General features: G+C 59.7%; 20 protein-coding genes and 2 tRNA genes. 16 read left to right on the top strand and 6 right to left on the bottom strand.

Annotated elements, in window-relative coordinates:
* Positions 1 to 98 precede the first annotated feature (98 nt).
* Genes ACVDG9_RS07250 through ACVDG9_RS07260 form a run of 3 tightly spaced genes read left to right on the top strand, consistent with a single transcriptional unit; the run spans position 99 to position 2,182 of the window.
* A complete protein-coding gene (locus ACVDG9_RS07250; protein ID WP_023000075.1) occupies positions 99 to 689 on the top strand; it encodes a carboxymuconolactone decarboxylase family protein in 591 nt (196 codons plus the stop codon).
* A complete protein-coding gene (locus ACVDG9_RS07255; protein ID WP_023000076.1) occupies positions 686 to 1,645 on the top strand; it encodes an MBL fold metallo-hydrolase in 960 nt (319 codons plus the stop codon). Before ACVDG9_RS07250 ends, ACVDG9_RS07255 begins: the two co-directional genes overlap by 4 nt.
* A 3-nt stretch (positions 1,646 to 1,648) precedes the next feature.
* A complete protein-coding gene (locus tag ACVDG9_RS07260; protein WP_447237633.1) occupies positions 1,649 to 2,182 on the top strand; it encodes a DinB family protein in 534 nt (177 codons plus the stop codon).
* On the opposite strand, the gene ACVDG9_RS07265 is transcribed toward ACVDG9_RS07260, so the two are convergent.
* On the bottom strand, positions 2,179 to 2,409 hold the full coding sequence (locus tag ACVDG9_RS07265; protein WP_023000078.1) for a hypothetical protein: 231 nt from the start codon (positions 2,407 to 2,409) through the stop codon (positions 2,179 to 2,181). The genes ACVDG9_RS07260 and ACVDG9_RS07265 overlap by 4 nt on opposite strands.
* Before the next feature lie 125 nt (positions 2,410 to 2,534).
* On the opposite strand from ACVDG9_RS07265, the gene ACVDG9_RS07270 reads away from it, so the two are divergent.
* From ACVDG9_RS07270 to ACVDG9_RS07310, 9 genes are all read left to right on the top strand, one after another.
* Complete coding sequence (locus tag ACVDG9_RS07270) at positions 2,535 to 4,151, top strand: FAD-dependent oxidoreductase (RefSeq protein WP_447237634.1); 1,617 nt, start codon at positions 2,535 to 2,537, stop codon at positions 4,149 to 4,151.
* Entirely contained in the window at positions 4,151 to 4,339 is a 189-nt protein-coding gene (locus ACVDG9_RS07275) for a DUF2783 domain-containing protein (protein WP_055658586.1), read from the top strand. The genes ACVDG9_RS07270 and ACVDG9_RS07275 overlap by 1 nt, the downstream gene beginning before the upstream one ends.
* Before the next feature lie 367 nt (positions 4,340 to 4,706).
* On the top strand, positions 4,707 to 7,082 hold the full coding sequence (locus ACVDG9_RS07280; RefSeq protein WP_447237635.1) for a methyl-accepting chemotaxis protein: 2,376 nt from the start codon (positions 4,707 to 4,709) through the stop codon (positions 7,080 to 7,082).
* A 269-nt stretch (positions 7,083 to 7,351) separates the two neighbouring features.
* Complete coding sequence (locus ACVDG9_RS07285; protein WP_228148054.1) at positions 7,352 to 8,260, top strand: metal ABC transporter substrate-binding protein; 909 nt, start codon at positions 7,352 to 7,354, stop codon at positions 8,258 to 8,260.
* 121 nt (positions 8,261 to 8,381) lie between these two features.
* Positions 8,382 to 9,248 (top strand): manganese/iron ABC transporter ATP-binding protein, encoded by an 867-nt coding sequence (locus tag ACVDG9_RS07290; RefSeq protein WP_162493109.1) that lies wholly within the window; start codon positions 8,382 to 8,384, stop codon positions 9,246 to 9,248.
* Complete coding sequence (locus tag ACVDG9_RS07295; RefSeq protein WP_370198552.1) at positions 9,248 to 10,159, top strand: metal ABC transporter permease; 912 nt, start codon at positions 9,248 to 9,250, stop codon at positions 10,157 to 10,159. The genes ACVDG9_RS07290 and ACVDG9_RS07295 overlap by 1 nt, the downstream gene beginning before the upstream one ends.
* A complete protein-coding gene (locus ACVDG9_RS07300; RefSeq protein ID WP_447237636.1) occupies positions 10,159 to 11,010 on the top strand; it encodes a metal ABC transporter permease in 852 nt (283 codons plus the stop codon). Before ACVDG9_RS07295 ends, ACVDG9_RS07300 begins: the two co-directional genes overlap by 1 nt.
* Positions 11,011 to 11,314: 304 nt before the next feature.
* Positions 11,315 to 12,493, top strand: coding sequence for an efflux RND transporter periplasmic adaptor subunit (locus ACVDG9_RS07305; protein ID WP_075284163.1), 1,179 nt, complete (start codon positions 11,315 to 11,317; stop codon positions 12,491 to 12,493).
* A 31-nt stretch (positions 12,494 to 12,524) separates the two neighbouring features.
* The gene (locus ACVDG9_RS07310) at positions 12,525 to 15,656 is read left to right on the top strand and encodes an efflux RND transporter permease subunit (protein WP_055658594.1); all 3,132 of its coding nucleotides are present in this window, start codon (positions 12,525 to 12,527) and stop codon (positions 15,654 to 15,656) included.
* Positions 15,657 to 16,109: 453 nt separating this feature from the next.
* Here ACVDG9_RS07310 and ACVDG9_RS07315 read toward each other — a convergent pair whose 3' ends face one another.
* The 4 genes from ACVDG9_RS07315 to ACVDG9_RS07330 all read right to left on the bottom strand — a co-directional run bounded on the left by ACVDG9_RS07315 (position 16,110) and on the right by ACVDG9_RS07330 (position 19,656).
* Complete coding sequence (locus ACVDG9_RS07315; RefSeq protein ID WP_447238293.1) at positions 16,110 to 17,372, bottom strand: TRAP transporter large permease; 1,263 nt, start codon at positions 17,370 to 17,372, stop codon at positions 16,110 to 16,112.
* Positions 17,373 to 17,425: 53 nt separating this feature from the next.
* Positions 17,426 to 17,974, bottom strand: a complete 549-nt coding sequence (locus ACVDG9_RS07320) for a TRAP transporter small permease subunit (RefSeq protein ID WP_031269566.1) — start codon at positions 17,972 to 17,974, stop codon at positions 17,426 to 17,428.
* Between the two features lie 72 nt (positions 17,975 to 18,046).
* Entirely contained in the window at positions 18,047 to 19,069 is a 1,023-nt protein-coding gene (locus ACVDG9_RS07325) for a TRAP transporter substrate-binding protein (RefSeq protein ID WP_055658597.1), read from the bottom strand.
* A gap of 29 nt (positions 19,070 to 19,098) precedes the next feature.
* Entirely contained in the window at positions 19,099 to 19,656 is a 558-nt protein-coding gene (locus tag ACVDG9_RS07330) for a gluconokinase (RefSeq protein ID WP_023001566.1), read from the bottom strand.
* A 123-nt stretch (positions 19,657 to 19,779) separates the two neighbouring features.
* Here ACVDG9_RS07330 and gntR point away from each other — a divergent pair, with 123 nt between their 5' ends.
* Positions 19,780 to 20,799 (top strand): HTH-type transcriptional regulator GntR, encoded by a 1,020-nt coding sequence (gntR, locus tag ACVDG9_RS07335; protein WP_152507182.1) that lies wholly within the window; start codon positions 19,780 to 19,782, stop codon positions 20,797 to 20,799.
* A 26-nt stretch (positions 20,800 to 20,825) separates the two neighbouring features.
* Here the strand turns inward: gntR and ACVDG9_RS07340 are convergent.
* Positions 20,826 to 20,900: transfer RNA gene (locus ACVDG9_RS07340), tRNA-Gln, on the bottom strand.
* A 360-nt stretch (positions 20,901 to 21,260) separates the two neighbouring features.
* Here ACVDG9_RS07340 and ACVDG9_RS07345 point away from each other — a divergent pair.
* The 3 genes from ACVDG9_RS07345 to ACVDG9_RS07355 all read left to right on the top strand — a co-directional run bounded on the left by ACVDG9_RS07345 (position 21,261) and on the right by ACVDG9_RS07355 (position 24,331).
* Positions 21,261 to 21,337: transfer RNA gene (locus tag ACVDG9_RS07345), tRNA-Pro, on the top strand.
* Positions 21,338 to 21,978: 641 nt separating this feature from the next.
* Positions 21,979 to 22,587 carry an invasion associated locus B family protein gene (locus ACVDG9_RS07350; protein ID WP_447237637.1) on the top strand — a complete coding sequence of 203 codons (609 nt, stop codon included), beginning with the start codon at positions 21,979 to 21,981 and terminating at the stop codon, positions 22,585 to 22,587.
* 4 nt (positions 22,588 to 22,591) lie between these two features.
* Positions 22,592 to 24,331, top strand: coding sequence for a ShlB/FhaC/HecB family hemolysin secretion/activation protein (locus ACVDG9_RS07355; RefSeq protein WP_447237638.1), 1,740 nt, complete (start codon positions 22,592 to 22,594; stop codon positions 24,329 to 24,331).
* Positions 24,332 to 24,338: the final 7 nt, after the last annotated feature.

Below are 24,338 nucleotides of genomic sequence, written 5' to 3' on the forward strand. Positions count from 1 at the left end.
GGAGGGGCTCGGGGGTGCGATTTTCCATCCACGAGAAAGACAAGAGCGCAGCGTTGGGTTGAGCCCTTCCGCCGCCAGAATATTTCAGGGAGAGGGCAATGCCTCACGTCGACCCGCTTGACCGCGCGGATCTGCCTCAGTTCGAGGAAAAATTCGCGCGTTACGATGAAATCCGCGGCTTTCTACCGAACTCGATCCTCACCATGGCGCGCCGGCCGAATATCGCCAAGGCGTTCATGGAACTGAACCAGGCCATCCTTTATGAAGGCACGGTGCCGGAAGACCTGAAGATGATGGTCGCACTCATGACGTCCATGGCGACCGGCTGCCGCTATTGCCAGGGCCACATGGCCAATCTGAGCCACGTCTACGATGTGCCGGACGAAAAGATTGCCGCCGTATGGGAATGCGAGACTTCGCCGCTCTTTACGGAGGCCGAAAAAGCGGCGCTGGTGCTGGCCCGCGAGGCTGCCGGTGTTCCGAACGACGTGACCGAAGCTCATTTTGCAGCGCTCAAGCCGCATTTCAACGACGCCGAGATTGTCGAGATCGTCGCTTCGATCGCGCTCTTTGGCTACCTCAACCGGTGGAATGACACCATGGCAACCACAATGGAAGCCCATCCGGCTGCCGTCGCCAAAAAGGCGATGCCCGCATGGGACGAAGGCAAACACGGAGCCTCTGAATGAGCAAGCAATTCGCATCCGCCGGAGACATGACCGAGAAAAAGATCTCCTTCACCGAGATCGGCAAGGATCTCTGGGCCTTTACCGCCGAAGGGGACCCGAACACCGGCGTCATCATCGGCGACGACAGCGTCATGATCGTCGAGGCGCAGGCGACCCCCGAACTCGCCAACAAGGTCATTGAGAAAGTGCGGTCCGTCACCGACAAGCCGATCAGCCACCTTGTGCTCACGCATTACCATGCCGTTCGCGTGCTGGGGGCTGCCGCCTATCGGGCACCGACCGTGATCATGAGCCAGAAGGCCCGTTCGATGGTCGTGGAACGGGGCGCGGAAGACAGGGAATCCGAATTCATGCGCTTCCCGCGTCTGTTCATGGGCTATGAAAACGTCAACGACATTCCGCCTCTGACCTGGCCAACCACCACCTTCAACGACCGCATGACTGTCTATCTCGGCAAGCGCCGGGTCGACCTCAGCTTCCTTGGTCGCGCCCACACGGCCGGAGATATCGTTATCCACGTGCCGGACGCGAACGTCATGTTCACCGGTGACATCGTCGAATACCACTCGGCCTGCTATTGCGGCGACGGCCATTTCAACGACTGGCCGACAACGTTGGAAGCGATCCGTTCCTTCGATGTGGAGGCAATCGCGCCTGGCCGCGGCGATGCGCTGGTCGGCAAGGAGATGGTGGGCAAGGCGCTGACCAACACCGCCGATTTCGTCTCTTCGACATATCGGCCGGTGGCCCGGGTCGCCCAGGGTGGCGGATCGCTGAAAGAAGCCTGGGACGCCTGCCGTGCCGAATGCGATCCGAAGTTCAAGGATTACGCCATCTACGAACACTGCCTGCCGTTCAACGTTGCCCGGGCCTATGACGAGGCTCTCGGCATCGACACGCCGCGCATCTGGACGGCGGAACGCGACGCCAAGATGTGGGCGGATCTGCAGGGCTGACCCATGAACACTGTCCTGGACCACCTCCGCCTGATGGCCCGCAACAACGCCTACGCGAACGAACGTCTTTACGACGCCTGTTGCCGGTTGTCGCAGGCGGAGTTCGAGGCGGAAAGAACCGGGTTCTTTCCCTCGATCCGGGAAACGCTCAACCACAATTGGGAAGTGGACCGATACTATCTGGATGCCTTGAAGGAAGAGGGGCAGGGGCTGTCGGTATTCGACACGCCGCATCTTGCCTCTGCAGCAGAGCTGAAACCGGCCCAGAAGAGTGCCGACGAGGCTCTGATCGCATACTGCGACCGGATGGTGGAAGGAGACCTGGACCGGAATGTCGCTCAGGACCGGGGCAAGAGCGGTGTCTTTCACGAGACGATCGCCAACACGTTGCTGCATCTCTTTCAGCACCAGATCCATCACCGGGGGCAGGTGCATGCCATGCTGGCAGGAACCAGTGTTGCACCGCCTCAACTTGATGAGTTCTTTTTGGAGTTCGATCGCCACCCGTCGGCGCAACGTTTCTGGGAAACTGGCTAGCGCTTCGGTGCAAGGATCAACAGGGCGAGCCAGGTGAGGCCACCTGCAAGAACTATGATCTCGCTCACCACGATGGCGATGCCGACCATGCTCCAGTTGTCGGCAAGGACGGTGGCGGGAGCGGCGATGAGAAGCGCAAGGGCGACCGCGGACATCAGTCCGGCAATCAACCGGAATGTCCAGCGTCGGCCGGATGTCAACATGTTCTGGCGTGTCAGGACTGGCATGTCACACCTCCTTCTTGGGGGATTGTCTAACGAAAACGCGCAAGCCCCCCTGCGGGTTCCGCGAAACAGGCAAAGGCGAACCGGTTCACGATGCCGGTACGCCTCGGCAATTGGGAGAAACGCCTGTGACCAAGTTGTTTGAAGCGCCGCTTTATCCGTACAAGCGGTCCCAGGATCAGGATGCAGCGACACCCGTTCGCCATCCGGTGGTGATCATTGGAGCCGGACCGGTGGGCCTCGCCACGGCTATCGATCTGGCTCAGGCGGATGTGCCGGTCGTCGTTCTCGATGACAACGACAAGGTTAGCGTGGGCTCACGGGCAATCTGCTTTTCCAAGCGCTCGCTGGAAATCTTCGACCGGCTGGGCTGTGGCGACGAGATGGTCGACAAGGGCGTCGTCTGGAACGTCGGCAAGGTGTTTTTCGGTGACCGGCAGGTCTACGATTTCAACTTGCTTCCGGATCAGGGGCACAAGCGCCCGGCCTTCATCAACCTGCAGCAATATTATTGCGAACTTCATCTGGTCGAGCGCATTCGCGCTCTGCAGGTGGAAGGCAAGCCGGTGGAAATCCGCGGGGGCAGCCGGGTTGCGAACCTCAACCAGCGGGACGACCACACGCTGGTGACCGTTGAAACGGTCGATGGCGCCTACAATCTGGAAGCGGAGTGGCTGATTGCCTGCGACGGGGCTGGTTCGCCGTCCCGCCGGATGCTCGATCTCGATTTCGTCGGCCGGGTGTTTGAAGACAACTTCCTGATTGCCGACGTCATCATGAAGGCGGATTTCCCGACCGAACGCTGGTTCTGGTTCGATCCGCCCTTCAACAAGGACCAGTCGGCTCTTTTGCACAAGCAGCCGGACGGGGTCTGGCGCATCGATCTTCAGCTTGGCTGGGACATCGACAAGGAAGAAGAAAAGAAACCGGAAAACGTCATTCCCCGGCTCAAGCAGATGCTGGGCGCGGATGTCGAATTCGATCTGGAGTGGGTGTCGATCTACACATTCCAGTGCCGCCGCATGGAAAAGTTCCGCCATGGCCGGGTGATCTTTGCCGGCGACAGTGCTCACCAGGTGTCGCCTTTCGGTGCGCGTGGTGCCAACTCCGGGTTCCAGGATGCCGACAATCTCGGCTGGAAACTGAAGCTGGTCATTGACGGCAAGGCTCCGGAAAGCCTTCTGGACAGCTATGCTTTTGAGCGCGAAATGGCAGCGGACGAGAATATCCTTCAAAGCTCGCGTTCAACCGACTTCATTACTCCCAAATCGGAAATCAGCCGTATTTTCCGTGATGCGGTGCTGGACCTTTCCGAACATCACGCCTTTGCCCGGCCTCTGGTCAATTCCGGGAGACTGTCCGTTCCTTGCGTTTATGCCGGTTCGAAGCTCAATGGACCGGATGTGGAAGGCCTGCCCGCGCGCACAAGACCGGGAAGCCCGGCTGTGGATGCGCCTCTGGCAGACGGCTGGCTGCTGGACTGGCTTGGCAGCGGCTTCCATCTGCTTGGCATCGGCGCCGAAGTACCCGAGAAGCTTCTGATCGACGGTATCGAAATTACCGGTGTCAGCATTGCGACTTCCGCAGCCGGTCAGGAGCTAAAGGATCGCTATCTCGGTGACGAGGCTTCGGCTGTCTATCTGATCAGGCCAGACCAGCATGTGGCGTCGCGCTGGACAGACTATGACCGCACTGCGGTCGAAAACGCATTTGCAATTGCACTCGGGAAAGGCGGAGAGGCCTAATGGCGGAGATTGTCACCAAACCGAACCTTGAAACACCCGACGGGTTTTATGCTGACCTGCTGACCGCCCATGAAGGCCTCACAAAGGCCGAAAGCGATGCGTTCAATGCCCGGCTGATCCTGTTGATGGCAAACCAGATCGGTGAGCGGCAGGTGCTCGAAAAGCTGCTTGAGGCCGCCAAACAATAGGTCGAACATGGCGTCGCGCAGCTGCTGTTGCCATACGCATTGAGGCTTTTGACGAGGGTGTGAGAGATTCGCCCAATCACACCCTCGGTAGAATTTCAGTTTCACTTGATAGCGATGCAGGTAATCGGAATTATTTTGGGCAAAAATAATTTTCAGAAAAATGTCCAGTATCGCCTTGTCGATAAAGACTAAAACACGCCCGATTTAATTCGTGACGGCTAACAAAAGTCGAACCCGAAATTTTTCACCAATTGTTTATCTGCCCACACCTTCAATCGCGGAAAGTGCGGGGGAAACAATGTCCAGGTTACTTACACCTTTAAAGAATGTGCGCCTTTCTGCGAAAGTAGGCGGTGGCTTTGCAGCCATGATTCTGGTCGCCGCCGCGGTCGGTGCCGTGGGTGCAGTCGCTATTCTCGGCCTCAGAACACAGTCGGATGTCAGTGCGAAGGCAACAACCGCAATGGCAAACCTTCAGCAGGTCGCACAAGCGCAGGAAGCCTATCTCTCGGATCGCACACCGGAGCTGGCTGACGCAGCCCTGTTTCAGATTGACCAATTGGAAACTGCGCTGGTCACGCTCGACGGCGCCTCGGGGCCAGGAGAGGGCGAAACGGCCACCGCAGAGGCCATCTCGCTGGTAGGTCAGCTTGGTGGCGAGTTTGATGGTGTCGTGCAGGCTGTCGAGAACAGGCAGGCTCAGGTCGACAAGTTGCTGCGGTCCGCTGTCAATCTGGCAACCATCGCTGCCCAGATCAACGACAAGATGAGCAAGATCCAGCGTGATGCGGGCGGCGCCGCCAAGACCGCATCAGGCACACGCAACCGGGCTGACAAGGTCGGGCGCATGTTGTCGGATATGGAAGACCTCGTCGCCGGTCTGGAAGGCAGGATCGCCGAAGTGAGTGAAGGTGCTGATCTTCCGCCTGAAACGGTGGCAGCCATTGTGGAGGGCACGCAGACCCTGGCAAAGACAGCAGCGAAGGCCGGAAAGCTGAAGGTGGACGGCGTAGACCCGGCAAAGGTCAAGGAATTGGCGGACATGGCGGCAGCGCTCGGTGAAAAACTGCCGAAGCCGGAAGCGGACGGTGCTCGGCCGGCACCAGTGTCGGCTGCCGTTGCTGCGGATCTCGTAGTGGGACTGGAGAAACTCCACACTCAGGCCTCTGCCTTGCGCAAGACGGTTTATGCGGCAACCGATGACGCCAAGTCGATTGCCGGCAAGGCAACGTCGAAACTCGGTATCGTCGATCTCGTCAATGTGAACGTGAACAAGTACCAGAACGCGTCCCTGGATATTCGCTCTGCGACAATGGAGTATTTTGCCGGCTTCGATACAATTGGTGCGGAAGAGGTTCTCAACCGTATCGAAACGCTGCGCTACCTCGCCAATCTGCTGAAGGCGGACAGTGCCGCTTTCCCGGAAATCGCGGATGCCATTGCGTCGATCGAGGCAGAGGTTGGCACTTATGAGGCCGAATTCGCCGCCATGGTCACCGCGAAGGATGCGTTTGATGTAAGACGGACAGAGCTTGTTGCACTGTCCGGCAAGGTTCGCAGTGTCATCACGGCCCTCACGGAGGCTCAGTCCGCGGGAGCTTATGCGCGGGCTGATACCGCGCTTGGGCTGATCGCGGTCGCACTCGTCGTTGCCGTTGCAGCCGGTGGACTGCTGGCCTTTGTTCTTTCTCTCGTGATCACGCGCCCGACACGGGCATTGACCGAAGCCATGGGCCGCCTCGCGGAGGGGGATATCGACGCCACCATTCCCTCGACTGATCAGCGGGACGAAATCGGAGACATGAGCCGCACCGTTCAGGTGTTTCAGGAAAACGCCCGCGAACGGATTCGCCTGGAAATCGAAGCGAATGCCCATCGCGAGGCCCAGAATGCGCGTCAGCAGGATATCGAAGATCTGATCCAGAACTTCCGAGGTGAAATCCAGGGACTTCTTGGTGCGCTGGACGAAACGGCCGCCGGCATGTCCAACACAGCTTCGGCACTTGGCGGCATCGCGGAAAGCAGTGCGGAACAGGCAGGCGATACTTCCAGGGTCAGTGAAGACGCCAGCATGAGCGTTGAAAACGTTGCCGGTGCGGCCGAGGAACTGTCGGCATCCATCGCCGAAATCGGGGAACAGGTACGCCGGTCTTCCGACATCGTCACGTCGGCGACGAGCGCAGTACACGAGACCAATGGCAAGGTTCAAGGACTGGCGGAAGCTGCCTCGAAGATTGGCGAAGTGGTCAGCCTGATCCAGGCGATTGCGGAACAGACCAATCTTCTGGCGTTGAACGCCACTATCGAAGCGGCTCGTGCAGGCGAAGCAGGCAAGGGCTTTGCCGTTGTGGCCGCCGAGGTCAAGGAACTGGCGACACAGACTTCGAAGGCAACCGAAGAAATCTCGTCCCAGATCCAGACCATTCAGAACTCCACCAGCGAAGCCGTCGCGGCCATCGGGGCAATTTCCGACACGATGGAAGAGGTCAACGGTTACACTCAGGGAATCTCGGCGGCCGTTACCCAGCAGGGCGCGGCCACCAACGAGATTTCCGGCAATGTGCAGCGGGCAGCCCAGAGTACGCAGGCTGTTCAGACCAATATGTCCAGCCTCGCCCGGGCGGTTGGCGATACCAAGGAAGCATCGGGGGATGTTCTGGCTGCTTCAGGAGACCTGAGCAACCGCAGCAACGCTCTGAAGCAGGGAATCGAAACCTTCCTGGCCCGCGTTGCAGCAGCTTGACGGCAAACGGGAAAGGCAACACTTCGGCACCCCACCGGATTCCGATCCGGTGGGGTGCTTTTTATTCGATTGATACATCGGCGTGACACGCTTCAACCTTAATGCAGGAACAAGGTTGGGCTTGCCCGGTGACGCCGCGTTCTTCCTGAGGTGGGTCGCTCGGCGACGGCACATGAAGACAAGAATGATATTGCAACTCATTCGCAACAAGCTTGACAGTTGCGAATGAGTTGCAATATCACTTGCAGAAATGATGTTCGAACCGGGATATGGTGATGTTGAAAAAACTGCTTCTGACGGTCTCTCTTGCGGCACTTGCAGCCGGACCGGTAAACGGCGCTTCCGCTCAGGACAAAATGAAAGTGGTGACCACATTCACCGTTCTTGCCGACATTGCGCAGAATGTTGCCGGGGAGACCGCCGACGTGGTGTCGATCACCAAGCCGGGTGCGGAAATCCACGGTTATGAGCCGACACCGCAGGACATCGTGCGGGCATCCGACGCGGACCTGATCCTGTGGAACGGCATGAACCTTGAGCGGTGGTTCGAGCAGTTTCTGTCCAACCTAGGCGACATCCCCTCCGTAACCCTTACAGACGGGATCGAACCGATCTCGATCGCGTCGGGTTCCTATGAAGGAAAGCCGAACCCGCATGCGTGGATGGGCCTGGACAACGCGCTGATCTATATCGACAACATCTCCAAGGCATTTGCCCAATACGACCCGGAGAATGCGGAGGTCTATGCCGGCAACGCGGATGCCTACAAGGCAAAGCTGCGCGAAACCATAGAGCCGCTGCGCCAGGCCGTTGCCGATATCCCGGAAGACAAGCGCTGGCTGGTGACCTGTGAAGGCGCGTTCAGCTATCTCGCTCGCGATTTCGGCATGAAGGAACTGTACCTCTGGCCGATCAACGCCGATCAGGTCGGCACGCCGCAACAGGTCCGCTCGGTGATTGACGGCGTGCGTGAGCACGACATCCCGGTCGTCTTCTGCGAGAGCACGGTCAACACTTCGCCTGCCAAGCAGGTGGCCCGGGAAACCGGCGCGAGATATGGCGGCGACCTTTATGTCGATTCCCTGAGCGAGGCGGACGGCAAGGTGCCCACCTACCTGGACTTGCTGAAGGTCACCTCGAGCACGGTGGTCGAGGGGCTGAAATCCAATTCACAGTGATGGCCCGTAATAAAGACTGCCGGGCAGCATGACCCGATGCTGCCCTTGATTGTGTCACAGTAACTTCGGATTGTACTGGAAAGCCTACATGCTGAATGTCATCAAGGACCCGGTTATGGATATGCCCAACGTCAGGGACGATGGCGGAATTGCCGCCGAAGACGTTACGGTTACCTACCGGAACGGACATACGGCACTCTGGAACGCCAGCTTCTCGATCCCGCGCGGCACCGTCACGGCCCTGGTCGGCGTCAATGGCGCGGGCAAGTCGACGCTGTTCAAGGCCATCATGGGGTTCGTGCCCACAGCCAAGGGGCGCATCCGGATCCTGGATATGACCGTTCGGGAAGCCCTCAAGAAGAACCTCGTCGCCTACGTTCCCCAATCGGAGGAAGTCGACTGGTCATTCCCCGTTCTGGTGGAAGACGTGGTGATGATGGGCCGTTATGGCCACATGGGTTTTTTGCGCCGACCAAAACCTGCGGATCATGCCGCGGTCGACCAGGCACTGACCCGCGTGAACATGCAGGATTTCCGGCATCGGCAGATTGGCGAGCTTTCCGGCGGTCAGCGCAAGCGCGTCTTTCTCGCCCGCGCTCTTGCCCAGGACGGCCAGGTGATCCTGCTGGACGAACCGTTCACCGGCGTCGACGTGAAAACCGAGGAACAGATCGTGGCGTTGCTGCGGGAGTTACAGGCCGAGGGCAGGGTGATGCTTGTCTCCACCCATAACCTCGGTTCCGTTCCCGAATTCTGCGACAGGACGGTGCTGGTCAAGGGAACGGTGCTCGACTACGGGCCAACCGCGACAACCTTCACCCGTCAGAACCTGGAGAAGGCCTTTGGCGGGGTGCTGCGCCATTTCACCATTTCCGACCAGACCCTGCACACCGATGGCGATCAGCGTACGGTGACGATCCTGACCGACGACGAGCGCCCGTTCGTTCAATATGGCGACGAAGTGCAGACAAGAGAGGCGCGCGACTGATGGAGCCTTTCAGTTTCGCCTATCTTCTCGAACCCTTTCAATACGGCTACATGACCAATGCCATGTGGGTTTCCGCACTTGTTGGCGGGGTTTGCGCCTTCCTGTCGTCCTACCTGATGTTGAAAGGCTGGTCGCTGATCGGCGATGCCCTGTCTCACTCGGTCGTGCCGGGGGTGGCAGGTGCCTATATCCTGGGCCTGCCGTTTTCCCTTGGGGCCTTTCTGGCAGGCGGACTTGCAGCCGGGGCCATGCTGTTCCTGTCCGAACGTTCGGGCCTCAAGGTCGACGTCATCATCGGCCTCATCTTCACGTCTTTCTTCGGCCTTGGTCTCTTTATCGTTTCCATCAACCCCATGTCGGTCTCGGTCCAGACGATCACCATGGGCAACATTCTGGCCATCACGCCGGAAGATACCCTGCAACTGGCCATCATCGGCTTTGTGTCGCTGGCGATCCTGACGCTCAAGTGGAAGGATCTGATGGTCACTTTCTTTGACGAAAGCCATGCCCGCACAATCGGTCTGAGGCCCGGTCTCCTCAAGGCAATCTTCTTCGTGCTTCTGTCCGCTTCCGTGGTTGCGGCCATGCAGACGGTCGGGGCCTTTCTCGTTATTGCGATGGTGGTCACGCCCGGTGCAACAGCCTACCTCTTGTGCGACCGCTTCCCGCGCCTGATCCTGACCTCCATCGCGATCGGCACGCTGACCAGCTTTGCCGGAGCCTATATCAGCTACTTTCTGGACGGGGCCACAGGCGGTATCATTGTCACCTTGCAGACCCTGATCTTCCTGTTCACATTCGTTCTGGCGCCAAAGCACGGCCTTCTGGCCGCCAGGCGCAAGTCGGCGGAAGCTCTTCGCCGGGGATACGCTGCGGACGTTGCGAAATCAGAAGCGGGAGATCAGGCCTGATGGACCTCGAGACACTGCTTCTGCCGTTCAAGTTCCCCTTCATGCAGAACGCGTTTCTGATCTGCGTGATCGTGTCCATCCCGACAGCACTCTTGTCGAGCTTCCTGGTGATCAAGGGTTGGGCCCTGATGGGGGATGCTGTCAGCCACGCAGTTCTACCTGGCATCGTACTGGCTTACATCTTTGGCATACCATTGATCGGCGGCGCTTTTGCCGCCGGCATGGTCTGTGCCGTTCTGACGGGTTACCTGTCAGGCAACAGCCGGGTGAAGCAGGATACCGTGATGGGGGTCGTGTTTTCCGGCATGTTCGGTGTCGGCATCGTGCTTTACGTCTCGATCCGGACAAACGCTCATCTGGACCATATCCTGTTCGGCAACATGCTAGGCGTGGAGCAGCACGAACTTGTCACCGCAGGCGTTATTGCCCTCGTTGTCGGCGGTGGGCTGGTGCTGAAGTGGAAAGACCTTCTGTTGCACAGTTTCGATCCAGCCCAGGCTCAGGCCTCCGGTTTGCCGGTAAAGCTGTTGCACTACGGCCTTCTGGCGGCACTGTCGCTGACGATCGTGGCAACGCTTTCTGCTGCGGGCCTTATCCTGGCGGTTGCCTTGCTCATTGCACCGGGGGCGATCGCATTCCTTTTGGTCCGCACCTTCAAGTCGATGCTTTACGTGTCGGTGCTGGTCTGCATGGTGTCAATGGTCGCAGGCACCTACGCCAGCTTCTTTCTGGACAGCGCACCGGCCCCCACCATCGTCCTCATTTTGACAGCCGTTTTCATCGCCGCGTTTGCCCGCCGCCAGATCCTGACCCGGCAAGCATCCCTGCGCCGCGTTGACGACGCCGCATAGGGACAGATCCTGCCATCCTGAAAGAGAACCGGTGCCGGACGTCGGCACTGGTTTCGGGCAATCACTACGCTATCTGGATAGAAATCCCGGCCAGAAGACGCTCTCGCGGCGGTTCCGGCAGTCAGTTTCTATATCATAGGTAGAATTTGCAAAGATGGAACAACTCATTGGCGTGAAAGCGTGTCGTTTCGCTTACAAATTGGTACACCTTATCGATTGTTGGCATACGGGAATTGCCGTAGATAACTGGTTTCAGGAAACAACCGTTTTCGGCAGTGCCGGCAAGTTCTGATCGGAGTTCCAATTGTCAATTTGGAAACAGCTCGTTCTCACCCTCCTGGTTGTCATCGTGGCGGCGGGACTCTGGGTTCGTTATTATCCGGGAGCCGGCGCGCACCTGTCCGCCTGGGGGATCGACTGGCTGGATTTTGTCGTCGCCGATGCAGCGCCAAGCGGAGGTGATCAGCCACGGCGTGGCCGGGGTGGGCCGCAAGGTGCCGTCGTTGCAACGCCGGTCGTCGAAATCACGATCAATGACCGTCTGTCGGCGATCGGTACCAGCACGGCACTGCAGTCTGTTGCCGTGACGCCTTATACAAGCGGCCGCATGACCGAGGTTCTGGTCAAGTCCGGTGCCACCGTGAAGGCAGGAGATGCCATTGCCAAACTGGATCTGGACGCCGAGCAGATCGCCGTCGAGAGAGCCGCAAATGCTCTGAAAGATGCCGAGGCCCGGCTTCAGCGTATGCAGGTGCTGCGGAAAACCAATACGGCTACGGCTGTTCAGGTGACAGACGCGGAACTCTCGGTAGACAATGCGCGGCTGCAACTTCGCGAAGCCGAACTGGCGCTCTCCCGCCGCTCCATCGAAACTCCGATCGCCGGCGTGGTCGGCATTCTTCCCATTACCGCAGGCAATTACGTTTCCTCGCAGACCGTCATCGCAACCATTGACGACCGCAGCGAAATTCTTGTCGATTTCTGGGTTCCGGAGCGGTTCGCCTCTGCTATCGCAGTGGGATCTCCGATCACCGCCACGTCGGTCGCCCGCCCGGGTGAAACCTTCGAGGGTGTCATCAGTGCCGTCGACAACCGCATCGATATCGACAGCCGCACACTTCAGGTTCGTGCCCGTTTTCCGAACAAGGCCGACAAGTTGAGAGCCGGCATGTCGTTCCAGGTATCGATGAAGTTTCCCGGCGACAAGTATCCGGCGGTTGATCCGCTGGCCGTGCAATGGGGTTCCGACGGTGCCTTCGTCTGGGCCGTGCGTGAAGGCAAGGGCGTTCGTGTCCCGGTCAGCATTATCCAGCGCAATACCGACAGCGTGCTGGTCGACGCGGAGCTGACGGTCAACGACGAGGTCGTGACCGAAGGCATTCACCTGGTTCGCAACGGGGCCGACGTGACGGTTGCTGACCGCAAACAGGCTCCGGCATCGGACACTCCGGCGACAACTGCTTCCAGCCAAAGCGGTTCCTGAGAATTGACCTGAAGGTCTTGGAGAGATTGCCATGCAGATGGACCGTTTGAAGGAACTTGGCATCACTGGCCTGTTCGTGCGGCGTCCGGTTCTTGCCTTCGTGATCAACATGCTGATCGTGGTTGCGGGGATCGCGGCAATTTTCGGCATCGAAGTGCGCGAACTGCCCGATGTCGACCGCCCGGTCATCACCGTCAGCACGGATTATCCGGCCGCAGCTGCCGAGACCATCGACCGTGAAGTGACCGGTGTCATCGAAGGCGCAGTGGCACGTGTCTCCGGCGTGAAGTCTATCTCTTCATCGTCCTCCTTCGGTCGAAGCCGTGTGACCGTGGAATTTTCCGATGATGTCGATCTGGACGTTGCCGCTTCCGACATGCGCGATGCGCTCGGGCGCATCACCAACGATCTGCCCGAGGACGCCGAGCCTTCCCGTATCATCAAGGCTGATGCCAACGCCCAGCCGGTACTGCGCCTGGGTCTGACTTCCGACCGCATGTCGGTCGAGGACATGACGGTGCTGGTGGAAGACGAGATTTCCGACGTCCTTGCCGCTGTTCCGGGTGTCGCGGACGTCCAGGTCTACGGTGACCGCGACAAGATCTTCCGGATCGACATCGACCAGGCCAAGATGGCCAGCCTCAATCTGACTATCGCGGATGTGGCCAATGCCCTGTCCTCCATGGCCTTCGATACGCCGGCAGGCTCGCTGACCAGTCAGAACCAGGATCTGATCGTCCGCGCCACGGCTTCCATTGATACGCCCGAAGAATTCGAAAGCGTCATCATCAATCGCCGCGCAAGGCTCCGCGACTTCGTGACGGTGACACTTGGCCCGGATCTGGGCCAGACACAGCTGCGCGCCAACGGCAAGTCGGGCATCGGTCTTGGCGTCATTCGCTCGGCCCAGTCGAACACGCTCGAGATTTCGGAAGGCGTTCGCTCCGCGGTCGACCGTATCCAGGAGAACCTGCCCGAAGGCATGACCATTGAGGTCACCAGCGATGACGCCACCTTCATCAATGGCGCCATTCATGAAGTCGAGATTGCCCTCGCCATCTCGGTCAGCATCGTTCTGCTGATCATCTTCATTTTCCTGTGGGACTGGCGGGCAACCATCATTCCGGGCGTGTCCCTGCCGGTGGCGCTGATCGGCACACTTGCGGCGATCTATCTTGCCGGGTTCTCCATCAACATCCTGACGCTTCTGGCGCTGGTTCTGGCAACAGGCCTTGTGGTCGACGATGCCATCGTGGTGCTGGAAAACATCGTGCGCAGGCGAAACGAAGGCATCGGACCACGCGCTGCGGCGGTTCTGGGTGCCGAAGAGGTCTTCTTCGCGGTGCTGGCGACAACGGCGACACTGATTGCCGTCTTTGTACCGCTCTCCTTCCTGCCGGGGCAGACCGGCGGGCTGTTCCGCGAATTCGGCTTCGTACTCGCCATCGCGGTGTTCCTGTCCTCCATCGTGGCGCTGTCGCTGTGTCCCATGCTGGCCTCGCGCATTCTCAAGAGCAAACCGGCCGGCAAGGCCGAAGATCACGGGGGCGGTGCCGGCGGTCTGGGGCGGATGTTGAGTGCGCTCTACCGGCGCTGCCTGCATGCATGCCTTGATGCGCCGATGGTGGTCGTGGCTATTTCGCTGCTGTTTGCAGCCACCGCGGGTGTCCTGTTTCCCACCATCAAGTCGGAACTGACGCCGACTGAAGACCGCTCGATTGCCTTCATGCGCATTTCCGCGCCTCAGGGCGTGAGCCTTGATTACCTGTCTCAGCAGATGCGCCAGATCGAAAACCTGCTGGAGCCTTACCGCGAAAGCGGTGAGATCAATAGCACCTTCTCGATTGCGGGAACAGGCGGTTCCAAGAACAGCGGCTTCATCGTCATGCGTCTGGCGCCGTGGGACCAGCGCGAGCGGTCGCAGCAGCAGATCCTGTCCGAGGTCAGTGCGCTTGTGCGCGATGTACCGGGTGTGCGGGCCTTCGCCTTCCAGCCCAACAGCCTAGGCATTCGCGGTGCCGGGTCCGGCCTTCAGTTTGCCGTCGCCGGCAGCAACGACTATGCGACGCTCGGCGCAACGGCGGACAAGATCATCTCGGCGATGGAGCAGGACCCAAGGTTCCGGCAGGTCCGCCTGTCCACCGAAGCTACCCAGCCGCAGCTTTCGGTTTCCATCGACCGCGAACGCGCCTCCGACCTCGGCATCGACATCAACGGACTGGGCACGGCCATGCAGGCCATGCTGGACGGTCGCAAGATCGGTCAGGTTTTCATCAACGATCAGGCCTATGACGTGAAATTCGTCTCCACGTCCAATCCGATCAACGATCCGACGGACATGGAGAACATCTTCATCAAGACAGGTGATGGCCGCTTCGTACCCGTGTCGACCATTGCCAGCCTGGTGGAAAAGGCCGTGCCGCCTTCTCTTGCCAGGGAACAGCAGCTGCGCTCCGTCGCTGTTACGGCAGGTCTTGCCGACGATTTCGCCCTCGGCAATGCCTATGAGGAAGCGCTGAAGATCGCCGAACCGTTGTTGCCACCCGGTGCCCGTATCGTGCCGCTGGCGGAAACGGCAACGCTGGGTGAACAGTCATCCTCCATGGCGCGCACGTTCGGCTTTGCGATCATCATCATCCTGCTGGTGCTGGCGGCCCAGTTCGAGAGCTTCATCAGTGCCCTCATCATCATGGCGACGGTTCCGCTTGGCCTGGCCTGCGCTGTCTTCGCCATGCTGCTGACTGGGACGACACTCAACGTCTATTCCCAGATCGGCCTCGTGCTGCTTGTGGGCATCATGGCGAAGAACGGCATCCTGATCGTGGAATTTGCTAACCAGCTGCGGGATCGCGGGCAGGGACTGCGCGAAGCGATCGAGAATGCCTCGAACATCCGCCTGAGACCGGTGATGATGACCATGATCTGTACCATTGTCGGCGGCGTGCCGCTGATCATGGCAAGCGGGGCCGGGGCAGAAGCGCGAATTGCCCTGGGGTTTGTCATTGTCGGAGGTCTGGGCCTTGCGACTGTCTCGACCCTGTTCCTGACGCCGGTTGCCTATCTCCTGCTCGGACGGTTCATCACACCGGCCGTTCAGGAAGAAGAGCGCCTCCACAAGGAACTGGACGCGGCAAGGACGATCGGTCAACAGCCGGGCGAGTGACAACACTGGAAAGCAGGCTTTGGGCTGGCTTTCACCCAAACGCAGTCATCCCGGATACAGCGCAGCTGAGATCCGGCATTGGAGACCCGGTTCGCGCCAGTTGGGGCAGGTGACCGGGTATCTTCAAAACCGAAAGACCAGTGCCTCTCCGATCCCGGCTCACGCTGCGCTTGGCCGGGATGACGATGGGGAGGCTGGTTTTGACAGTGAGCAAAGGCTGCCACCCAACTTTTGGTTTCTCGGCGCAGTTTCCCCTTTCAGTTGGTCATCCCGGACGCAGCGCAGCGAAGATCCGGGATCGGGGTGCCGGTGCAGATGAAATGGGCACCTTAATATCCGAAAGACCAATGCCGCTCCGATCCTGATTTGCGTCACGCATAGTCGGATTGGCGAGCAGAGGCATCGCAAAAAAAGAAACCGCCCGTATGTCCACGGGCGGTTTTCGTTTTTGCCTTACCGCCCGGTGATGGCCGGGAAGAACAGCAGGATACCTACGGCGAGTATCTGCAGGGCGATGAACGGCAGCAGCGAGCGGAAGATCGTTGCCAGCGTTATGCCCGGTGGGGCCACGCTCTTCAGGTAGAAGGCGGCAGGCCCGAACGGCGGTGACAGGAACGACACCTGCATGTTCATGCAGAACAGAACGCCAAACCAGACCGGATCGTAGCCGAGATCCTTGATGATCGGCACGAAGATCGGCATCGTCAGCAGCGCGATCCCGACCCAGTCCAGAAACATGCCGAGCACGAACAGGATCAGCATCATGAACAGCAGGATGATGGTCGGATTGTCGGAGATGCCGGATATGAGGGCCGAGACGAACTTGATGCCGCCCATCAGGTTGAACACTCCGACCAGAGCACTTGCACCGATGCCGATCCACACGATCATGCCGACGGTCTGAAGCGTCTGCAGGGCGGCACCTTTCAGAAGCTCGAGTGTAAATTCCCCCCGAACCAACGTCGACAACAGCACCCCGGCAACGCCGACCGCCGATGCTTCGGTGACACTCGCGATGCCGCCGTAAATGGAGCCAAGCACGCCGGCAACGACGGTAAGCGGCAGGATCAGCCCCTTCAGGAGACGGAGTTTTTCCGCCATCGGTACAGGTTCATCGTCCTGTACCGGTGCGATGGTTGGGTTGAGGTAGGCCCGGATCAGGACGTAGGCGACATAAAAACCAGCCAGCATCAGACCCGGCAGAAAGGCGGCGGTGAAGAGATCGCCGACCGAGACATTCGCGGTAAGGCCGTAGATGATGAGTACGATGGACGGCGGTACCATGGTGCCGAGCGCACCGCCTGCGCACACGACGCCGATGGCCAGGTGCTTGTCGTAGCCGAGGCGCAGCATCTGGGGCAGCGCAACAAGGCCGAGCAGCACGACTTCGCCGCCGATGATGCCGCTCATGGCCGCCAGGATCACTGCCACGACGATGGTCTGGATAGCGACCCCGCCGCGCAGGCGTCCGCCCAGCAGCTTCATGGCGTCGAACAGATCTCTGGCGATGCCTGATCGATCAAGGATTGCCGCCATCAGAACGAACATCGGCACGGAGACGAAGACGAAGGAACCGACGAAGGAGTAGACCCGGCTGGTGATCAGCGGCACGACCATGGGGCCGAACCAGCCGAGCGCGAAGATCAGCGCAACCAGCAGGGTGACGAAGGCAAGCGGGATGCCGGAGACCAGCAGCACCAGCAGCATCGCGAACATGAGCAGCGTGCCGGTCTCGATGCCGAGCCCTTGAAGGGAGCCGAAGAACTCTGTCACTTGCGCCCCCTGGCATAGTTATAGGCAAGAATGAGGAACTGGACGGCCATCACCGTCATGACAACCAGAAGGAAAACCTTGATCAGGCCCGGGAAGACAGGGTCCCAGGCACTGCCGGAGCGTTCCAGACGGAAGCTGCCATCGGGCCGAAAAGCCGCCTTCTGAACCATCAGCCAGCTGGCGTAGGCAAAAAAGGTGCTGGCCACCATGCAGATGAGCGAGATGACGACGTCAAGGACACGCCGCAGAGGTGGCGGCAACGTGTCGTAGATCAGCACGACCCTGATGTGGCGGTCGCGCGCGGTGCAGTAGAGCCCGCCATAGAGAAAGGCGGCGCCGCACAGGAAAATGGTGGTCTCGTGCGCCCAGATTGTGGGGGCGTTGAAGACGTAGCGCAAAAGCACTTCGTTGATGAGGATCAGCATCGAAGCAACGATGCCGATGGCAAACAGCAAGCCGCCCCTGTCGATCCAGCGCCCGAGCATGCCGGCCTCGGCAATAGCGCCGGGATCCTTTTCCCGCTCCGGGGTTTCGTTCGGTTCCACCAAGGTTTCCTCCAGCTTCTTTTACAAAACGGGCGCCCGAAGGCGCCCGCCAGGTAACCACATTGAGGCAGCTTACTGCATCAGGCCGTTTTCTTTCAGGTAGCTGGTCAGAACGTCATAGACCTTCTGGGCATTGTCCGAACGTTCGGCGACCTTGGCCCATTCGCCAGTGGCGATGGAGCGGAACTTCGCGCGTTCTTCCGGCGACCAGTCCGTGACGGTCACCTTGCCGCTGGCCTTGGCTTCCTCAACGGCTTTCTGGTCGCTCTCGGCGAGAGCTGCCACCTGCGCGTTGGCGAAATCCCTGACGCTTTCTTCAAGGGCGGTCTTGAGATCGTCCGGCAGGGCATCCCACTTGGCCTTGTTCATGGAAATTTCCACCAGCGGCATGGAGTGGAAGCCCGGATAGACCGGGTTCGGGGCAACGTCGTGCATGCCCTGTGCCTGGTTGGTGGAGAAGACCGAGTAGTCGGCTGCGTCGATCACACCCTTGTCGAGCGCGGTGAAGACTTCGGACCCCGGCAGGTTGACCGGAGCAGCGCCAGCCGCTGCAAAGACCTGCTGCACCAGGCCTTCAGGCGCACGCATCTTCAGGCCCTTCAGGTCGTCAACACCGTTCAGCGGAACCTTGGAGACGAAGGCCTCCAGACCCGGTGTCGTCGCGCCGATGAAGTGCAGGCCGTAAGGCTCTACCAGCTCGTTCATCAGGTCCTTGCCGCCGCCATCGTACATGAAGGCAAACATCTGGTCCGGCGACGCCCAGGCGCCGACCGGGTTGGCGATCAGGCCGAAAGCCGGATCCTTGCCGGCAAAGTAGGACGTATCGGTGATATGGCCGTCAAGAATGCCGGATGCGATGGCATCCTGGGTCTCGCTGTGGGCCACAATGGACTCCACAGGCAGCAACTCGACCTCGATCTTGCCGCCGGTCTTTTCCTTCACGCTCGCGGCCCAGCCCTGCTGAAGCACGAAATTCGGGTTGCCTGCCGGGTCGGAAGACTGGAAGCGGAACGAATAGTCCGCAGCCATGGCGGTTGTGGCAAGCGCACCGGCCGCAACGGCGGCAAGAGCGGTTCTGGTCAAGAGTTTGAGCATGATTTCCTCCCTAGTCGAAACGTCATCGCTCAAGAGGCGATGGTGGTACGAGGCGGCCTTGCTGGCCGCAGTTCTTTCATGGCTTTGTCGACAAGTTCGTCGACAGGCCTTGAAATATCCAGGCTGAAGCCGGCTTCCCCGACTTGCAGCGGTTCGAGCGTCGCCAGCTGGCTGTCCAGCAGCGTTTCACCGACGAAATGTCCCTGGCGCCCACCCAGGCGCTCGGCGATCAGGCCGCGTTCTCCTGCCAGGTGGACAAAGATGCACGAGGGCAGGGCAGCCCGTAATCGGTCCCGATAGGCGCGCTTCAGGCTGGAGCAGGCGATCACTGCACCGCCGGCACAGTAGATCTGCAGCTTGGCGGCAAGTGACACGGCGTCGAGCCAGGGCATGCGGTCGGCATCGGTCAGCGCTTTTCCCGCCGCCATCTTGCGCTTGTTTTCCGGGCTGTGAAAGTCGTCAGCTTCAACCATGCCGACGCCAAGCCTGTCCGCGAGGCGGTTCGCCAGCAGGCTTTTGCCGGCGCCGCAAACGCCCATCACGACGATGGCCGTTTCGCCAGAGGCTGATGGCAATTCACCCTGCATTTCCGTCCCCGAATGATCTCGTTGTTGGGCGTATTGAAAATGATAGCGCTAACATTTGTCAAACACTTTTTTCTGGGATATTATCGAAGAGTTGATTTGCAACGGTATAAATAATTGTAATGGTTGAATAATTTGAAAATCACGATCGCCGATGTTGCCCGGGAAGCTGGTGTTAGCGCTATGACCGTGTCGCGCGCGCTACGTGATCCTGACAAGGTCTCCGCCAAGACACTGACCAAAATCCGGGAGGTAGTGGACAGGCTCGGATACGTGCCGGATCCGGCGGCCAGCGCGCTTGCTGCGGGCAAGACCAACGTCATCGGCGTCATCGTGCCGTCAGTAACCAACAACGTGTTTTCCGATGTCATGCGAGGCATCTATGAAGCGGCTGAAGGGTCGAAATGGCAGATCCAGCTCGGCAATTCCCGCTATTCCCCACTTGAAGAAGAAAGCCTTGTGCGAACCTTCCTGAGCCAGCGTCCCGCTGGCCTGGTCCTGTCAGGTCTCGATCAGTCGGAAGACACGGCCCGGCTGCTGGAGCGGGCGGACTGCCGCATCGTCCAGATCATGGAGTGCGGGCCGGCGCCATATGACATGATGGTCGGCTTTTCCCACGTGGAAGCTTCTGCCGCGGCAACTCGTCATCTTCTTGCTGCCGGATACAGGCGTCCGGGCTATATCGCTGCCCGGCTCGACCCGCGCAGCCAGCGCCGCCTTGCCGGGTTTCGCGGGGAGGCGGAAAAGGCAGGTGTCTTCGATGCGGGCCGGATCGTGACGACACCGCGTCCTTCAACCGTCACCCTTGGCTGCGAACTGGTCGCCGACCTTCTGTCGAAGGCGCCGGAAACCGATGCGATCCTGTGCAACAACGATGACCTTGCGCTCGGCGCCCTGTTCGAGTGCCAGCGGCGCGGCATCCGTGTTCCGGATCAGATGGGGATCTGCGGTTTCAACGATCTGGAAATGATGGCCGCCGCCAACCCGCCGATCACTAGCGTGCGCACGTTCCGCCTGGCCATGGGACGCGATGCCTTTCGCATGCTGACGGGTGCCCTTGCCGGAATTGAGCCGGAACAGCCGGTGGTTGATCTCGGTTACGAGGTCGTCGCACGTGGCAGCACGGCCCGAAACGGGCAAGGCTAGAAGATGTCTTTTAAGGGAAGAAAGACTGGCTGGGGTGGAAGGATTCGAACCTTCGCATGGCGGTACCAAAAACCGCTGCCTTACCGCTTGGCTACACCCCAAGGCCGTGGGGACGCTGTATAGCGAGCCTCGATCCTTTGCGCAAGTCTCCACAAGAGCAAACTTTGACGGGGAAGGACCGGTTTTCCCCAGGTGCGTTGCAAAGCCATCGCCGGGACGATTGGAGGCCGTTTCAATCCGCTTCAAGTTGGCGGAATGGCAAGCCGGACTTGGCGTGTCCGCTGGAAAGCGGCGTAATTCGCCCTTGCCTTGCCGAGGTTGTTCACAGTTTCAAAAAAGTGACATTCGGCAATGCAAATCGCTTGCGGGATCAGATCAGCTTTGCTAAATGACCCTCCACGCAGCGAGGGCTTGCCCAGCTGTTCCCGATGAGCCTAGCTCTCTAAGCTCATATTCTGTGTCGGAGTGTAGCGCAGCCTGGTAGCGCACCTCGTTCGGGACGAGGGGGTCGGAGGTTCGAATCCTCTCACTCCGACCATTTTCTTCCTTCCAATTTGAGCGCCTCGCGACCTGCAATGCCTGCGGACCTGTTTTCGCCCGCAGCGATTGGTACACCTGCGTCGACGTTTTCTTCCCAAGACCACCGTCTCGGCTAATCGAATTGGCACTTGCGATGCCCGTTGCCTTCCTTGCTGGAGCTGTGCGTTTCAGACCTGGTTTTGCAACCTGCTGCCGTTGTGGCCCGTCTCTCGAGACCGGTCTTTACATTCGTCCCCGATAAAAAGCGTGGTTTGATCAGGCTGCGCGCCACTTGCTTGCCCGACTGGAAGATACTAGCAAGTGCTCGTTTTGATTGAGAGTTTTGAGAAATAAAACTGAAATTAAATCGATTGCTAAACAAAAATCCTCAACCATATGAGGCAATTTTCCCGCAAAAATTGCTTGCAACCTGTGGCTTAAACCCTTAGGGCAGCATTAACAAAAAAGACAATGCGGGAATAGACAATGCGCAACAGTTTCGCTTTTTTTTGAACAACTTGCCGGTTCTGAATTTGAAGGGTCGGCGACGATAGCTGCCTTTTTACGATCCTGATCATTGGCCTGCCGGCTCTCCCGGCAGAACGCCTCTGCACGCCCTGCGTGCTGTCCGTCAAAAAACAGATACTCCAGGCACAGACAATGTTTTTCCAATTTTTCGTACCGCCGAATTTCGTCTCCGGTCATCGCAATGCGAGGTCCTTGAGGCTTGGACATCGCCGCAAGTACTGGAAACCGGTGCTGGTGGCAGCAGGTTTGCTGGCTGTGTGCACGCAAGCCTCCGCCCAATCGGAACAGCCGGACCAGAAGACCCTCACTGAACGGTTCAAGGCTTGGACGGTGACGTGCGTGGAGGCCGAAACACGCACCTGCCGGATGACGCAGGAGCTGGTGCAGCAAAAGACCGGGCAGCGTCTGTCCGCCTTGTTGGTCGAGGAACGGGCCGGGGAAGGGCCGGTGCTGACGGTTCTGGCGCCCTTTGGCCTGGCCTTCTCGCAAGGCCTCACACTTGCGGTGGATGACGTTGAGTTGCCGAAGGCGCAGTTCCTGACCTGCCTTCCCTCAGGCTGCGTGGTGCCGGTACCGCTGGATGAAACGGCCCTTGAAAAACTCCGGACGGGCAATCGGCTCACCGCAGTCGGTGTCACCGCCACCAACGACAAGCAGGTCCGCATCGAGTTTTCGCTGCAGGGGTCCGCTGCCGCATTGGCCCGGTTGAAGGACCTTTCCGCAGGCAAGACGACCGACTGACACCATGCGAGCACTTGCGCGTTTCCTGGCTCCGCTTGCAGGGGCACTGCTGTTTGCACTGCCCGGGGCGGCTCAAACGCCTGCGGGGATCGAGAACGTGCTGCGCCAGCAGCAGCAGATCATCGAGCGCGAGGAACAGCAGCGCCGGTTGGAGCGTGACCGTTTTCTGGGCGGAACGACGGAACCATCCCAGCGTTCGCCGGATCTGCTGCCGCAGGCAACCGGCGGTGAGGGACCATGTGTTGACGTCGACAGGATCCGGTTCGAAGGCGCAAAGCGCGTTCCGGCAAACCAACTGGAGTTGCTGGTCCGCAACCGTCAGGGCGCCTGCCTGACGCTGACCGACATCCAGAACGTGCTCAGAACGGCGACCAATTATTACGTCGAGAAGGGCTTCGTCACCTCGCGCGCCTATCTGGTGCCGCAAGATCTCGGTTCCGGCGAATTGCGTGTCCTCATTGTCGAGGGCTCGGTGTCCGAAGTTCGCCTTCAGGAAAACGGCAAGGCACGGCGAGGGGCAACGCAGCTTTTCGGCGAGCGATCCGGCCGGATCATGAATATCCGCGATTTCGAGCAGGGGCTGGAGCAGATCAACCGGCTGGGATCGAAGGAAGCCGTCATCCGTATCGAGCCGGGCGCGGGCGTTGGCCAGAGCATCGTCACCATCGAGGTGAAAGACGCCTACGCGGTGCAACTGTCCGCATCGCTGGACAATGGCGGGGCCACCAGCACCGGCCGTCATCAGTGGAACGGCATCGCCGGCTTTGAGGACGTGCTCGGGTTGAACGAGCTGTTGACGATATCTGCCCGCAGCTCGCTCGACAGGCTGGACGAGCGTATCTACTCGCGCTCGATCAACGCCTATCTGTCCGTGCCCTGGCGGTATTGGACCGTCAACATCAGCGGGTCGTATCTGGACTATCTGTCCCGCCTGGAAAGCCCGTCGGGCGACTATTCCTATGATGGCACCAGCTGGGAAGGCCGCGTGGAGCTCGACCGGGTGCTGCACCGGAATGGACGCTTTGTCTGGCGTGCCGGCGGCGCGTTCTCGCTGAAGGAAGCCAACAACTTCATTGAAGAGATCTTCATCGATGCCTCCAGCCAGCGGTTGGCCGTTCTGGAAGCGTCCACGAAGATCAGCGGCCGGATTGCCGGCGGGTTCGGACAGGCCAGTATCGCCTTCAAGCAGGGGCTGGAGGGCTTTGCCGCCCAGAAGGACAGTCGCCAGCTGGATGGCACGCCGGTGGCTCAGTTCAGCCAGGTGACGCTGTCGGGGTTCTACCAGCGGGTCTGGCAGAACCCGGTCGGCCAGCTTTCCTTCCAGGCCAGCACCTATGGCGCTTTTTCGCCTGACACGCTGTTTGCCTCCGAAAGGGTAACCATCGGCGGGCCGCTGTCCGTTCGCGGGTTTCGCGATGTCAGCCTGTCGGGGGATGCCGGTGGCTACAGCCAGCTCGAGCTTGGCTTCACCCCCGCATTCGCCAGCAAAGCTCCGGACAACCTGAAACGGCTATTCGGTCTGCCGCAGGTGTTTGCCGGTCTGGATGCCGGCGGCGTCCTGGAAGATGCCGACGATCCGCTGGAAGGCGGAGAGCTGATGGGCGGTGCGGTCGGCCTGCGGCTGAGCGGCGGCATCGTGACCGGCGAAGTGGCTTATGAGCGGGCTCTGGCCCATCCGACATTTCTGGATCCGGCTGAAAACGGCTTCTTGCGTTTCCGGCTGGGCATTTCTCAAACGTTTTAGGCGGATC

The sequence above is a fragment of the Roseibium sp. RP-7 genome (assembly GCF_053005225.1).